Genomic DNA, 13,768 nt, shown 5'->3' with positions numbered 1-13,768 from the left:
TCCTCCTTCTATAAAACTTTCACACCACCGTATTTACGGATCTTAAGCACCTGGCAGGTGCCTTCACCGAATATATCTTCCATTGCTTCCCGGTAATCTTCCACCATATTCTCTGGAACAAATGCCTGGATCGTTCCTGCAAACCCGCCGCCATGCACTCGGCTGGCTCCCTGTTTGCCCAAAACCATGTCACTTACAGCCAGCGCTACCGAAAGGTTCTGATGGCGGATATACCGGCTGGTATAGACATTCTGCAAATATTTATAAGAAGAATTCCCGGATTCTTTTACCAGTTCCAGAAACTCTGAAAAATGATCCTGTTTTAATGCTTCCGCTTCCTGCCGCACTCTTTCATTCTCATTCATAAAATGAATGGCCCGAAGAAGCGCTCGGTCACCGGCTTTTTCCCGGATCTGTGGTATGTCTCTCAGAATCTCCTGTTTGGATACCTGGCCCAACACTTCTTTACCAAAGAATTCGGCAACCTGCTTCATTTCCTGTGGGATTGCTGCATAATCCGGGGTTAAATCTGCGTGAGAACCCTTTGTATCGGTGATACATAAGCTGTATCCATGAGCATCCAGGTCAAGCTGTACCTGCTCGATTTTTGGCCGTTTCACATCAGCAAAATTAATATGGACCAGGCTTCCAACAGAACATGCCATCTGATCCATCAGCCCGCATGGCTTGCCAAAATAAACATTTTCCGCATACTGGCCAATTTTTGCGATTTCTACCGCGGATATTTCATTATTGTTATAAAGGTAAGAAACGATCGTTCCAATCAGTGTCTCAAACGCTGCGGAAGAGGATAAACCGGCGCCAATTAACACATCGCTTGTAATATACGCCTGAAATCCACCTATGCTGTATCCGTTTATCTGTATCTTCGCGAGAACGCCACGGATCAGTGCGGCGGTTGTTCCCTCCTCGGATTTACGTTTATCCAGATCATCAATATCGACCGTAATTTCCGATGTACAGCCATCCGATAAAATCGTTACCCTCGGCCGGTTTAACTTTTTGACTATGGCAATGGCATCGCGGTTAATGGATGCTGCCAGCACTTCCCCGTGCTGATGATCCGTATGGTTTCCTCCGATCTCGCTTCTGCCCGGTGCACTGAATATCTCTACTTCATCCGCACCGAACGTGGCATTATACTGGTAAAGTGCCTGCTCATAACGCTTTTTCTCATACGGAATAATATACGAATCCGCATAAATCTCAGTTAATCGTTCATCCAACCGTCCTTCATGGATTGCCTCAATGATCTTGTTCGTTCTCATAATCCATCCACCTTTTGCTATCCGAAAGCCATTTCTGGTTCTGTCTTAATCCATTTTCTTTTCTGATGCATACGGGAAATCTACTTTCATATCCCGGAAATAATACTCTTTATCCCGATCACTGATTTCTCTTAAAACTCTGCAGGGATTTCCTACTGCTACTACATTGGCTGGAATATCCCTTGTTACCACACTGCCGGCCCCGATCACGGTATTATCGCCAATGGAAACACCCGGCAAAATGGCAGCATTACTGCCGATCCACACATTTTTACCAATATAGATCGGTAGGGAGTAATGCGCTGCCATTTCCCTGTAGTGGGGATCGACCGGATGCCCAGTTGTGCAGATGGTCACATTGGGGCCGATCATTGTCAGGTCTCCAATGTGTACCTCTCCATCATCAATGATTGTCAGATTAAAATTTGCGTAGAAATAATCACCTAAATATACATGCTTCCCGTAGGACATATGGAGCCCATCTTCGATATACACATGATCCCCACAAGAACCAAGCAGTTCCTTTAAAATTTTTAGCCGCCGATCCTGATCTCCCGGTCTGCAGTGATTATAATCAAACATCCATTCTTTGCAGTCTTTCCGCTCATTTTCCAGGCGTTCTTCTATCTCCTGATTGACCGGATCTACATGCCCGGATTCATAAAACAGTATGCCTGCTTTTATACGTTCTTCCAGATTCATTTTTCATTCCCCATACAATACACAGATGTTTCCATTTCGTTTCACACGATGGTTATTTTTCCGGTTGCGCGGAGGCTTAGCAGATGGCAAAGGAATAGGAAATAACATTTTCTGCATTGATGCGGTATGCTTCCTCCACGTCACTTCCCCAGCTGTCAATTCCACCAACACCTCTTACTGCGCCATAAACGCACAGAACAGTCCTTCTTGCCGGCGGCAGTTCTTCATGGTGTGTTGCGTTTTCAATCTCTTCTGCTGTATATGGCAGGCAGGAAAAAGCAAATAGCTCGTCTGTTTTTTCAATTCTTAAGATCTGTAAAGAATAATCCCTTCTGCTGTTATCAAGGCTCGTATATCTCGTAACCTCCAGCCAGTCCGTATCCATATGCATTCCACAATCCTGCGGAACAAGGTATGGGGTAAGGCTTAAATCACTCACCTGATATACCCCTTTTACAGCGCCTGCTTTCCGGTCCGGATAGGTTTCTCCGGATAAGCCCTCATACATGTAGCTGTCTGCAAGTGTCGGCATAATGAATCTCATGCCAAACACAGGAAGCTCCGGGAGACCCTTTACTCCGTGGTATTCTACATCCACTCTGATCTTTCCGTTTCCGGTCACAGTATAGCTTACCAGAACCGTCGCGGAAGGATTGCTGATGGTCTTATAGGTGAATTTTACAATGATCTCATCTGCAGATACATCGCCACCATAAACGTTATTGTCCGGAGCATACTGCTTCTGCATTTCACCGTCCATGATGATTTCGACATTCTGACAGTCGATAAACGTATCTGCTGCCATCCAGCTGCCGCTTTTAATATGGAATTTGCTTCCCCGGTCATTATCTGTCAGTGCTCTCCAGAAGGTCGGCTTCGGGCAACGGTACAGCCATTCATAGCCGTTTTTTACAATAGACTCCAGACCGCCCTGAGCATAAGAGAACGTATAGTCGAACCCTTTTCCGTGTACACCGAGCACATAATCACCATAGACCACTCTCAATTTCCCATTATCTGTATAAGCCATAATAATACCTCACTTCCTGCATAGCCGGCTTCTCTACACGGTTTGCAAATACAATTCCATCTCCTGAAAATTCATAATCGGAAGGTCTGTCATCAAAGTCTCCACCATAGCGGAGCACTTCTTTCCCCGTAACTTCATCCTTCACATAAAGAGCCTGATCAATAAAGTCCCAGATAAATCCACCATGGTACATGTCATATTTATCAATCAGGTGCATATAGGTGCCAAGTCCACCCATGGAGTTTCCCATGTCATGCATGAACTCACATAAGAGGTAAGGCTTCTTCGGATCATGGTCCAAATATTCTTCGATCTCATACGGTTTTGCATACATACGGCTTTCCACATCGGAAATTGTGTCTTCATAAGCTCTGTTATAGAAGGAGCTTTCATAATGGATCAGGCGGCCGTCTTGTTTCTCTTTATAATAGGTGTTCATGGCCTCGATATCATCCCCAGCATAGGACTCATTTCCCAGGGACCAGAATAAAATGGCGGTATGGTTTTTAAACGTTTCAAAGTTGCTTCTGGCTCTGTCTACCACAGCCTCTTTCCACTGCGGGATTGATCCCGGCACGTTGCAGGAAGGTTCGATCGCACCAAGCTTCTGGAAGGTTCCGTGGCTTTCTAAGTTATTTTCAGCCATCATATAGATTCCTGCTGCGTCGCACATATAATACCACGGGATCTGATCCGGATAATGGCAGGTGCGCACGGCATTGATATTATTTCTTAAGATGCATTCAATATCGGATTTCATTTCGTTCATACTGATGCAGCGGCCTGTTTTAGGGCTCCACTCGTGACGGTTCACACCGGTCAGGACCAGGCGTTTCCCATTTAAATGGATCACCTTGTCGATCACATCGATCCGTCTAAAGCCGATGTCATACGGTACTACTTCAGCCAGATTTCCGTTTTCATCCGTCAGCTCCACATATGCATGGTAGAGATACGGGTGATGGTTGTCCCAGGCTTTTACCTGCGCATCATCTGTCTGAATTTCTTCAGTGTAGATTCCGTTTTTCTCCTGCAGGGCAGCAGATTTTTCCAGCACAACACTGCCTTCCTGATCCTTTAACACAAACCGGGCATTGATTTTCCGGTTCTCAGGTGCGGATACTTTCAGATTTACGGATAATTTGCCGCTCGCATTATCCTTATACAATTCCGGGCGGAACCACACATCCTCCAGATGGATCTTAGGAACCGCACGCAGGGTAACGTTTCTGAAAATTCCAAAAAAGCGGAAGAAATCCTGATCTTCCAGAAATGCTGCCGTACTCATCTTATGCACCTGTACCGCCAGTACATTGCCCTTTTCCCGGATGAATGGTGTCAGATCAAACTCGGAAGGAGTAAAGCTATCCTCTGCATATCCTACGAACTGACCGTTCAGCCACAGATACATTGCCTCTTCCACGCCTTCAAAGCAGATACGGACTCTCTTAGAACACAGCTCCGGATCCAGATCAAAGCGTTTGATATAGGAACCTACCGGATTATACTCAGCTTCGCTGAACATTCCGGCTCCGTCTCCGGTGCTCTCCATGCTGTAGGCGCCTCTGCGGTATTCTTTTCCCTCCCATGGGTACATGGTATTGATGTAGCGGATCTTATCATATCCAGCCAGTTCAATATGGCCCGGCACCATGATCTTATCAAAGTTTTTCGCATCAAAATCCTCTTCATAGAAGTTTTCCGGTCTGCTCTTAACATTCTTACTGAAAGCAAATTCCCACTGTCCATTTAAAGACTGGATCAGTGCGTTTTCCTTCTTTTCCAGTGCTTCATAGCTTTCATAATAAGTATGATCGCTGTGCGCTTCCAGCTGATTTACCCGGAATACTTCCGGATTATCCAACCATTTCATATCTGCATTCATGTTCTATCTTCTCCTTTTCTAAAATAAGCCCCTAAAGAAAACTTTAGAGGCTATTGATTTATGATTCCTGCATATTTTCAATTAATTCGCGGTTTGCACCCTCCACATTTAAGAAGGAAAGGATAACCGTAATGATGATATCAAAGATAAATGGCAGCCAGAGGTACATAAAGTACATCATTTTGATACAGCTGGCCGGCTGAACAGCATTATCCATATTGATATATCCACTGATGTCAAGCAACCATCCGGAAAGAGCAATACCAATACCGCCGCCAAGTTTTATACCCATGGAAGTGCAGGAGAACATGGAACCATCAATACGTTTGCCGCTCTTTAAATAGGTATACTCGGAACACTGTGCAATAACAGCACTCATATCTCCCTGCCATGGACCTTCACCTAAAGAGGTCATTGCGATAAATAACAACATCAGCGGGATACTTCCCATATAACCTGCAAACACTACCAACAGACGGGAGAAGCTTGCAAATACATAGCTGTATTTGTTCAGCTTGTACATTCCATTTGCCTTTGCTACCAGCATTGGTGTAATCGCCAGAGCAATGATCAGAGGGATATTGTTAGCCCAGGAGAACACGCCAAATAAGTTCTTATTTAAAAGAACATAGGTCATAAAGAAGATTCCCACATTAACCATTGCCGCACGAAGCTGCTGTAAAATGTAAATCACACAGATCATGGAAAAATACTTGTTCTCAAACAGCAGCTTTACAGTCTGCTTGAAAGAAAGCTTATCATCCTCAATCCCCATGGAACCATTGGATTTTAATTCTTCTTCCGGAAGTTCTTTTACGGAAAATACTGCAAGCGTATTGGTAATGATACCGATCACACAGTAAATAAGTGCAATGATTCTCCATGCTGCTGCACCGTTTCCAAGATATTCAACGGCTCCTACAGTAATAGACTGAATTGCAAGGTTTGTAGCAAAGGAAAACATGAAACGGAAAGAACCCATCTGCACTCGTTCTTTACTGTTCTTTGTTACCAGAGAAGTCAGTGCTGCATATGCGATGTTATTTGCCGTATAGAATACTGCGTTTAAAAGGGTATAGCAAATAAAGAACCAGGCATACTGCGCGGTTTTACCCATATTAGTAGGAATTGCAAAAACTCCGTAGAGCGTGATAGCACAGCCAAAGAAACCATAAAACATCCAGGGTCTTGCCTTACCCATTTTGCTCTTTGTCCGGTCGATCATGGTTCCAAAAAAGATATCTGTTATACCATCAAATAATTTGGATACTGCAATTAATGTGCCAACAATTCCTGAATTTAAGCCAATTGTATTTGTCAGATAAATCATGACAAAAGATGACAGGAACGCATAAACTACGTTTCCTGCGATATCACCGCTTCCGTACCCCACTTTGTTATGCCATTTCAGGTATGTCTTCTCTTCCATTTTAATCCCCTTTTCATATAATAGTCTTTGTCATCCTGCCTTTTCAATACGTTGTAACTACTATACAAAAATGCGTGGGAAAACTCCATATCTTTTATGAGATAGAATATGCACAAAATGATAGAATTAAAACACCTGTTTTACCTGCCAAATATAAAAGGGCAAAAATTCAATCCAACATGAATTTTCACCCTTTTTATTTTGAATCATCCACACCTGAAATTTAACAGATTCTTACTCCATCCTTAATCACAGCAGTCAGGTTAAGTTCTTTATCCAATAGAACCACATGTGCCTTCTTTCCTGCTTCAATAGATCCATACTAATCGTCGATATCCAAACTTCTGGCTGGATTGATAGTTGCACAGCCTACAGCTATTTCTAAAGGCAATCCCATCTGTTTCACCGCAGTTCTCATACAATCCATCAGGTTTGTTGCGGATCCAGCAATTGTGTCAGTATTTCCAAGCGTAGCCCTCTTTCCAACCACTTTTACATCCTGCCCGCCGAGAGTATACTGACCATCCGGCATTCTCGTTGCCCGAATACTGTCACTGATCAAGATCAGTCGGTCATTTTTTGCGGACAGTTCATACATGCTATCCTTTTCTGTTCTCTGCTCCTGCGTTTGCTCTCGTTTGATTTCTCCCTCCGTATCTTCTTGGCACAAGCAGGACAATACCTTGATGCACCAGAGCCCGGGACATATTCAACGCCGCACACCGTACAATTTTTAGCGGGCATTGCTGCCCACCGTTTTGTAGGTATGATATGTAATTCATCGACAAAGCCGATGAATTTATAGTAAATCTTGATTTCCTGCTTCACTGTTCCGTCTGCCATCTTCTCACGCTCCGAAACAAGTATCTTGTCTATGAGTGCGTTTATAACTGTTGCATCCAGTTCTTTTAAGCCTTGATAATTTCGGATAAGGGCGAGGAAGTCACGGATTCCCCGTGATTTCTCGTAGCTTTCATTAAGAGTTTCCGTCACCTCTTTCAGCCTTGCTTCAATTTCAAGCTGCTCTTTCTGGTATTTCCCCGACATCATCTCAAAATTCCGCTCGGTAATACGCTCCATGACCTTATCCTCGTAGAGAGAGGAAAACAGCCTGTCCAGTTCCGCAAGGCGTTTGTTCAGCTTCTTACGTTCTTTCTCTAATGCTTTCGCCCTGCTCTGGTCTGTTTCCGTGAGCCGCTTTTCTATGGCCCTGACCGCCTTTTCATCATTCACTGCCATATCCGCAAAACAGTTGATGTCGGCAAGAACGGCATTGAATAAATCCCTTGCTTCTATATTGTGGGCACTACACTCGCTTCTTCCGTTTCTTGCATAATTATTACATGAATACTGTACACAGTCGATAATCTCTGGGCGTTTCCTCCTGTGTACGTTCATTGCCCGCAGAGCACATCCGCAGTCCACACACTTGATAACGCCTGCAAAAATATTTACAAATCCTCCCTTGTTCTGTGGAAGCCTACGACTTGTAATAAGCTGTTGGACAATATCAAATTCCTCCTGCGTGACTATTCCCTCATGGGTATTGGGTATCACTTCCCATTCTTCGGGCAGCTTAGAGGGGCGTTTCTTGCTTTTCATATTGGCGGCAATCCGTTTGTAGCCTACAAGATTTCCCGCATATATCGGGCTTCTTAAAATGCTCCTCACGCTGTTCCCACTCCAAATATAGCGTTTGTCCTCGTTCCCCTCAAAATGACGTTCAAAGCCTGTTTCGCCACGCTCCGCCGCATAAGCGGCAGGGCGTAGGATATGCTGTTTATTAAGATGTCTGCAAATTTTGGCAACTCCATTCCCTTTTAATGCAAGGTCGAATATCTCTTTTACAACATGTGCCACTTTATCATCTATCAGCAGATGGTTGTGGTCGGCAGGGTCTTTGATATAGCCATAAGGGGCGGTAGTTCCCATGAATTTCCCCTGTTGAAACCTCGCCCGATATGCCGATTTTATCTTAACAGATATGTCAGCGGCATACATTTCGTTTAAAATGTTGCGGAAAGGCGTGATGTCCATAGCAGATTTATTCAAGGTATCTACGCCGTCATTGACCGCTATATACCTCACGTTATGCTCTGGGAAGAAAACTTCCAGATATAACCCACAATCAAGATAGTTTCTCCCCAGACGGGATAAATCTTTCGTAATCACGCAGTTTATCAGACCGCTTTCAATGTCTTTTATCATATTCTGGAAACTTGGTCTTTGGAAAGCTGACGTTAGATAACGATACTTTTGAAAACACTGGAAAATCAAGGTTTTTCGAGCGACGGACAAGCAGGGTATTGTACTAAAAACTGAATACGACGCAGAAGCGGCGTTTCTTACTCTCTACATGGGAGAACAGGAACGCCGCTTTTTTATGCCCTTTGTTACGCAGTAAGGGCAGAAAAAGCCTTGCTACAAGCGATTTTGCGGGCGCGTATCTGGCGCGGCAAGGGATTTATACCTTATCCCCCGAAACCGCGCTTCTACTGCGTAACAAATCCACAGCAAAAGGAGTGATTTACTATGGCAGTTTTCAGAGTGGAACGGAACAAGGGCTACACCGTAATGAGCAACCACCACCTACGCAACAAGGAGCTTTCCTTAAAGGCAAAAGGGCTGTTGTCGCAAATGCTGTCACTCCCCGAAGATTGGGACTACACCTTGAAAGGCTTATCCCTTATCAACCGGGAGAAGATAGACGCTATCCGCGAAGCCATTAAGGAGCTTGAACGCGCCGGGTATATCGTTCGGTCAAGGGAGCGCGACGAGAAAGGACGCTTGCGGGGCGCGGACTATGTGATATTCGAGCAGCCGCAGCCGCCTACGCCGGATTTACCTACATTGGAAAATCCAACATTGGATAATCCAACGCAGGAAAAACCAACATTGGAAAAACCTACGTTGGAAAATCCAACGCAATTAAATAAAGATATACAAAGAACTGACTTACCAAAAAAAGAAAAATCAAATACAGATTTATCAAGTACCCATTCCATTCCTATCCTTTCCCCTAACCCCTCTCCTTGCAGAGAAGCGGCTACGCCGCCGGAACGGAAAGGAACGGAAGCGGCAGCACAGAGCGCAGTTGATATATACCGGGAAATCATCAAGGACAATATCGACTACCACATTCTCAAACAGGACATGAAGTTTGACGGGGACAGGCTGGACGAGATTGTAGACCTCATGCTTGAAACCGTATGCACCGCCAGAAAGCGGGTACGGATTGCGGGGGACGACTACCCGGCAGAGCTTGTGAAATCTAAGTTTATGAAACTGGACGGCGAGCATATCCGCTTTGTGCTTGACTGTATGCGGGAGAACACAACGAAAATCCGCAACATCAAGCAATATCTGAAAGCAGCCCTTTTCAACGCCCCGTCCACTATCGGCAATTATTACACTTCCCTTGTCGCCCATGACATGGCAAGCGGCGCACTGTCACCGAAGAAGCCGCAGTACGGCGACCCGGACTATTATTCATTCAAACCGGGCGAAAGCCTGTAAAACAACAAAAGGAGGATTTTATTATGGCACAGAAAATGACAGGAGCATTGGTATTTGACGAGCGCACCGACCGTTACGACATTCGCTTTGACTTAAACAGCTACTACGGGGGCTTGCATTGCGGTGAGTGCTTTGACGTATTCGTGCGGGGCAAGTGGAAGCCGACCCGGATTGAGTACGGCGACAACTGGTATCTTGTGGGTATCAGAGCCGAGGACTTGAACGGGCTGCGGGTGCGTATCTGACCGCCGCCCCATAAAGAAACGCGAAAGGAGGACGCGAGGAATTGCAGGACGAAGTAAACGAAAAGACCATAGCCCTTTACATCAAGACCGGGAAGCTGACCGCCCAGACGCTCCAAAAGGCAATGAAAGCCATACTGTCAAAGGGCAAAAAGCAGCTTGCAAAACCGCCACAGGGAAAGCAGAGCTTAAAGCAGCTTATGAAGCAGAACGCGGGCGTTTCCAACATTGAGATTACCGAGGGCAATATCAAAGCCTTTGAGAGTACGGCGAAAAAGTACGGTATCGACTTTGCGCTGAAAAAGGACGCAACGGAAAGCCCGCCCCGCTATCTGGTTTTTTTCAAGGGGCGGGACGCGGACGTGCTGACCGCAGCCTTTAAGGAGTTTTCCGCAAAGAAGCTGACACAGGAGAAAAAGCCCTCTATCCGAAAGCTGCTCTCTACGCTCAAAGAAGCCGCACAGGGCAAGAACGCGGAACGGGCAAAGGTCAAGAACAAGGACAGGGAGGTATCGCTATGAAGCCGGAAATCAAGAAGCTGCTTATCCTAAATCTCCCGTATCCCTTTATGGGATATGCCGACAATGGAGGGCGATGTGCTTTACCTCTGCCTTGAGGACACGTTGTCCGCCTGTACTGTATCGTGCTTCTCGACGTGTTGAACAGCTCCGCAATCTCGGTATCGTTCATTCCCTCGAAGTAATACAGCAATATGGCTTTGCGCTTTTCTTCCGGCAAAGTACGGATTGCTTCAAGAAGCAGCTTTGGCGTGATTTTCTTCCCGGCTTTCTCAAAGACGGTTTCGGCGGCTTCACGTTTGAAATATTCATCAAACGTATGAAGCTGCCGCGCTTCGTCTAAGGTCATGTCGGAAAAGGTCACTTCCTTTGCCTTGTGTCTGCGAAGTTCTCTATGGGTGTCGCAAGCTTCATTGTGCAATACCGTATTACAAAACTTCTGAAAAGCACACTGTTTGTAAAACTCCCTGCTATTAGGTTCCACATTCTCACCTCCTTTCTCGTTGGAAAGTTGGTGGTGCTTCCCCCCTTTTCGCGGGGCAATACGGCGTTTTTCAAAAACGCCGAAGATTTTTTGAAATTTCTTCAAAAATTTTTTGAACGTACAAAATGCGCCCGTCCGAAAAGCCCGGACGGGCGCATAGGCATTGTAAGCAGTATCCAGATGATTAGACAGTTCATATATATAAGCGTAGTTTCCCCCGGTGGTGGGCGGGCTTTTTTTGATAAGTCAATAACTGTCGGATTTTGTCGATATGCTTTTTGCTTCATGGCGGCTACCTCCTTTAGCCGCCGATTTCAACAGTGATACCGCGTCATTTCATTAGAAGATAAAAAGAAACGGCGGCTTTGATTTTTCAAAGCTGCTGCGGAAATCAAAGAACGACAAGCAACAGTTCTGATTTTGCTCCAATATGGTTATTAGGGGCACAAATTAAAATCAAAAAAGAGCCGATAACAGCAGTATTTCAAACTGCATATTATCGGCTCTGCGTCTGTGCGTCTGGCTCTTTTAATTAAATTATTTCTGTTGTTTTTTGGCTTTATTATATGTATTAGCTAACTGTCCACAAGCTGCTTTAATCTCTCTACCATGAGAAACTCTCATGGTAACTTCAAGTCCTGTTTGCTCTAATTGATGTTTGAACGCAACCATTTCTTGTTTTTGTGGTGCTCTAATTTTTGAATTACTCGTCGGGTTGTATTGCAGCACGTTAATCATAACATTTTTGCCCTTAAACCATTTTGCAAGTTGCCTTATATCTGAGGAACGGTCATTTATACCTGGTAAAAGCAAATACGCAAATACCACTTTTCGATTATGCCTTTGAGAATAGGACAATGCTTGCTTAACAACATCTTCAATAGCGTACATGTGCATATGAGGAATGATACAGTTTCTCGCAGCCTGTGTTGCTGCATGTAAAGATATTGTCAACTGAATTTTTAGATGTTCTTCGCGCAATTTTTTTAATTGATTAACTGGACCAACTGTTGATACGGTAATGCCGTCGGTTGGAAAGTTAAGTCCATTTCTATCTCGAAGAATATGGATTGCTGCAATCAAGTTGTCGTAATTGAATAAAGGTTCTCCCATTCCCATAAAAACGATACGATTTACTTTTTGACGTATCAATACAACCTGCTGCACAATTTCAGACGGTGTTAGATTACGAACAAAACCATTGCGTCCGGACTCACAAAAAATACAGCCAACAGAACAACCAACTTGCGTACTTACGCAAACAGTCCCACCATCTCGCCGTTTAATAAAAACCGTTTCAATATACCTGTTATCTTTCAATTCATAAACATACTTTTCAGTATCGCTACTTTTATAGACTTTTTTTGTTGATATTGATAGATTTTCTTTGTGAAATGGCTGTTTATACAATTCCGTATATAAGGCTCTTGCTTTATCCTCTCCAATTACTTCCGACATTTCTTTGTAAGTAAATCCGTATGGGTCATTCAATATTTCCGTAGGTGTACTTTTAGGTAAGTGTTTCATTTAAATATCCTTCCTTTTCAAAATTAAAAAGTTTGTTTTTCAGAGTTTTTGATTATGATTTCTAGTTTTTCAACATCAACGATATGCGTTAATTTACATTTAGGGCAGAAAAGAGGAAAATTTCTTAATACCGTATTATAAAATACTTGAACCCTCGTCTTTCCGTTACAAATTGGACATTTTATCCAATATTTTTCAAGCATAATATTTCTCCTTTTGCGCAAAAAAATGCAGGTCAATTCTCAACATGAGCATTGACCTGCATTTATACATATAATACTACAACAAAATTAAGGCATAGTTTTTATACTATGTCTATACGTCGTTAGTTTTGTTGTATAGCATACGCAAAATAAGCATGACAAAAAAGCCCATATTGAAAATGGGAAAAATCTTTTTTGATTTCAATGCTTATCGAATACGCATGCTATGTAACATAAACATTCCCCCCCTTTTATATAATATTATATACAAAAGCAGCTTGTTGTCAACATATATATATATGAATTATTTTGGCTAACTGATAGAACTACGTAGACATATCCAAGAAGAAAGGGGAACAGTAAAATGTAATAGGGTGAATAACTATGGCAAAAAGACCAGTACCACGATACGACTTTAAGGCTTTTGGGGCAGCGATAAAGGCAGCGCGTGAGGGATGCAAGGAGAGCCGCAAGAAAGTAGGCGACGAAATGTTTATCTCGCCGCGCTACCTTGCGAACATTGAGAACAAGGGGCAGCACCCAAGTTTACAGATATTCTTTGAGCTGATACAGCGTTACCATATATCCGTAGACCAATTCCTTTTAGAAACGCCGCCGGAGAAGAACACGCAGCGGCGGCAGCTTGACGCGCTTCTTGACGGTATGAGCGATACAGGCATACGGATTGTAACCGCAACGGCAAAGGAGATTTCCGAAGTCGAAAAAGAGGGCGAATAGGAATGTCCGACTTAAAACTGAACAGGATTTAGAAAGCGTTGTAATCTTTTTTGAGGTTGCAGCGTTTTTCTTTTGCGTAAGTTTGGCAAAATCGCTTTTTCTCCGTAGTAGGTGATAAGAGCCTAAAGGATAAAAACATTCGTAGCAAGCATAGGAAGCGGGTACCACTTCCGTATTTTCGCCCTCCCGCGCTGCGGCGCGTCGG

The 13,768-nt window shown here is 44.0% G+C and carries 12 protein-coding genes and 3 pseudogenes; 4 read left to right on the top strand and 11 right to left on the bottom strand.

Annotation, left to right across the window (positions count from 1 at the left end):
- Window positions 1-8 precede the first annotated feature (8 nt).
- The 7 genes and pseudogenes from WMO41_RS09125 to WMO41_RS09095 form a co-directional block, all read right to left on the bottom strand.
- Window positions 9-1,289: a galactokinase gene (locus WMO41_RS09125; RefSeq protein WP_349229473.1), complete on the bottom strand. Its 1,281-nt coding sequence runs from the start codon at window positions 1,287-1,289 to the stop codon at window positions 9-11.
- Between the two features lie 45 nt (window positions 1,290-1,334).
- The gene (locus WMO41_RS09120; RefSeq protein ID WP_349229472.1) at window positions 1,335-1,991 is read right to left on the bottom strand and encodes a DapH/DapD/GlmU-related protein; all 657 of its coding nucleotides are present in this window, start codon (window positions 1,989-1,991) and stop codon (window positions 1,335-1,337) included.
- Window positions 1,992-2,067: 76 nt separating this feature from the next.
- On the bottom strand, window positions 2,068-3,021 hold the full coding sequence (locus tag WMO41_RS09115; RefSeq protein WP_349229471.1) for a beta-galactosidase small subunit: 954 nt from the start codon (window positions 3,019-3,021) through the stop codon (window positions 2,068-2,070).
- Window positions 3,005-4,906 carry a glycoside hydrolase family 2 TIM barrel-domain containing protein gene (locus WMO41_RS09110; protein ID WP_349229470.1) on the bottom strand — a complete coding sequence of 634 codons (1,902 nt, stop codon included), beginning with the start codon at window positions 4,904-4,906 and terminating at the stop codon, window positions 3,005-3,007. The genes WMO41_RS09115 and WMO41_RS09110 overlap by 17 nt, the downstream gene beginning before the upstream one ends.
- A gap of 58 nt (window positions 4,907-4,964) precedes the next feature.
- Window positions 4,965-6,335 carry an MFS transporter gene (locus WMO41_RS09105; RefSeq protein ID WP_349229469.1) on the bottom strand — a complete coding sequence of 457 codons (1,371 nt, stop codon included), beginning with the start codon at window positions 6,333-6,335 and terminating at the stop codon, window positions 4,965-4,967.
- Between the two features lie 223 nt (window positions 6,336-6,558).
- Window positions 6,559-6,909 (bottom strand): annotated as a pseudogene (locus WMO41_RS09100) (amidohydrolase family protein); the annotation flags it as partial.
- Window positions 6,895-8,582, bottom strand: a pseudogene (locus WMO41_RS09095) (recombinase family protein); the annotation flags it as partial. The pseudogenes WMO41_RS09095 and WMO41_RS09100, both read right to left, overlap by 15 nt.
- 285 nt (window positions 8,583-8,867) lie before the next feature.
- On the opposite strand from WMO41_RS09095, the gene WMO41_RS09090 reads away from it, so the two are divergent.
- The 3 genes from WMO41_RS09090 to WMO41_RS09080 are packed head-to-tail and all read left to right on the top strand — an operon-like array spanning window position 8,868 to window position 10,614.
- Window positions 8,868-9,851 (top strand): DUF6017 domain-containing protein, encoded by a 984-nt coding sequence (locus WMO41_RS09090; RefSeq protein ID WP_002569163.1) that lies wholly within the window; start codon window positions 8,868-8,870, stop codon window positions 9,849-9,851.
- Window positions 9,852-9,874: 23 nt separating this feature from the next.
- Window positions 9,875-10,096 (top strand): DUF5348 domain-containing protein, encoded by a 222-nt coding sequence (locus tag WMO41_RS09085; protein ID WP_002569164.1) that lies wholly within the window; start codon window positions 9,875-9,877, stop codon window positions 10,094-10,096.
- A 41-nt stretch (window positions 10,097-10,137) separates the two neighbouring features.
- Complete coding sequence (locus WMO41_RS09080; protein WP_002569165.1) at window positions 10,138-10,614, top strand: PcfB family protein; 477 nt, start codon at window positions 10,138-10,140, stop codon at window positions 10,612-10,614.
- Window positions 10,615-10,714: 100 nt separating this feature from the next.
- Here WMO41_RS09080 and WMO41_RS09075 read toward each other — a convergent pair.
- The 4 genes and pseudogenes from WMO41_RS09075 to WMO41_RS09060 all read right to left on the bottom strand — a co-directional run.
- A pseudogene (locus WMO41_RS09075) lies at window positions 10,715-11,095 on the bottom strand (sigma-70 family RNA polymerase sigma factor); the annotation flags it as partial.
- Between the two features lie 101 nt (window positions 11,096-11,196).
- Entirely contained in the window at window positions 11,197-11,382 is a 186-nt protein-coding gene (locus WMO41_RS09070; RefSeq protein WP_009243795.1) for a hypothetical protein, read from the bottom strand.
- Between the two features lie 250 nt (window positions 11,383-11,632).
- A complete protein-coding gene (gene rlmN / locus WMO41_RS09065) occupies window positions 11,633-12,622 on the bottom strand; it encodes a 23S rRNA (adenine(2503)-C(2))-methyltransferase RlmN (RefSeq protein WP_002569187.1) in 990 nt (329 codons plus the stop codon).
- Window positions 12,623-12,645: 23 nt separating this feature from the next.
- Window positions 12,646-12,825 carry a cysteine-rich KTR domain-containing protein gene (locus WMO41_RS09060; RefSeq protein ID WP_002588768.1) on the bottom strand — a complete coding sequence of 60 codons (180 nt, stop codon included), beginning with the start codon at window positions 12,823-12,825 and terminating at the stop codon, window positions 12,646-12,648.
- 384 nt (window positions 12,826-13,209) lie between these two features.
- Here WMO41_RS09060 and WMO41_RS09055 point away from each other — a divergent pair, with 384 nt between their 5' ends.
- Window positions 13,210-13,563, top strand: coding sequence for a helix-turn-helix transcriptional regulator (locus WMO41_RS09055; protein ID WP_002569186.1), 354 nt, complete (start codon window positions 13,210-13,212; stop codon window positions 13,561-13,563).
- The last annotated feature ends 205 nt before the right edge of the window (window positions 13,564-13,768 follow it).

The sequence above is a fragment of the Ventrimonas faecis genome (assembly GCF_040096075.1).
Taxonomy (GTDB): Bacteria; Bacillota; Clostridia; order Lachnospirales; family Lachnospiraceae; genus Brotaphodocola; species Brotaphodocola faecis.
The sequence above is the reverse complement of the archived record's forward strand: the minus strand, read 5'-3'. Positions and strand labels throughout refer to the sequence as shown.

What these genes read in the sequence shown, in the direction of transcription:
- WMO41_RS09125 (WP_349229473.1), bottom strand. Translation starts at nt 1,289, where the DNA reads ATGAGAACGAACAAGATCATTGAGGCAATCCATGAAGGACGGTTGGAT.
- WMO41_RS09120 (WP_349229472.1), bottom strand. Translation starts at nt 1,991, where the DNA reads ATGAATCTGGAAGAACGTATAAAAGCAGGCATACTGTTTTATGAATCC.
- WMO41_RS09115 (WP_349229471.1), bottom strand. Translation starts at nt 3,021, where the DNA reads ATGGCTTATACAGATAATGGGAAATTGAGAGTGGTCTATGGTGATTAT.
- WMO41_RS09110 (WP_349229470.1), bottom strand. Translation starts at nt 4,906, where the DNA reads ATGAATGCAGATATGAAATGGTTGGATAATCCGGAAGTATTCCGGGTA.
- WMO41_RS09105 (WP_349229469.1), bottom strand. Translation starts at nt 6,335, where the DNA reads ATGGAAGAGAAGACATACCTGAAATGGCATAACAAAGTGGGGTACGGA.
- WMO41_RS09090 (WP_002569163.1), top strand. Translation starts at nt 8,868, where the DNA reads ATGGCAGTTTTCAGAGTGGAACGGAACAAGGGCTACACCGTAATGAGC.
- WMO41_RS09085 (WP_002569164.1), top strand. Translation starts at nt 9,875, where the DNA reads ATGGCACAGAAAATGACAGGAGCATTGGTATTTGACGAGCGCACCGAC.
- WMO41_RS09070 (WP_009243795.1), bottom strand. Translation starts at nt 11,382, where the DNA reads ATGAAGCAAAAAGCATATCGACAAAATCCGACAGTTATTGACTTATCA.
- rlmN (WP_002569187.1), bottom strand. Translation starts at nt 12,622, where the DNA reads ATGAAACACTTACCTAAAAGTACACCTACGGAAATATTGAATGACCCA.
- WMO41_RS09060 (WP_002588768.1), bottom strand. Translation starts at nt 12,825, where the DNA reads ATGCTTGAAAAATATTGGATAAAATGTCCAATTTGTAACGGAAAGACG.
- WMO41_RS09055 (WP_002569186.1), top strand. Translation starts at nt 13,210, where the DNA reads ATGGCAAAAAGACCAGTACCACGATACGACTTTAAGGCTTTTGGGGCA.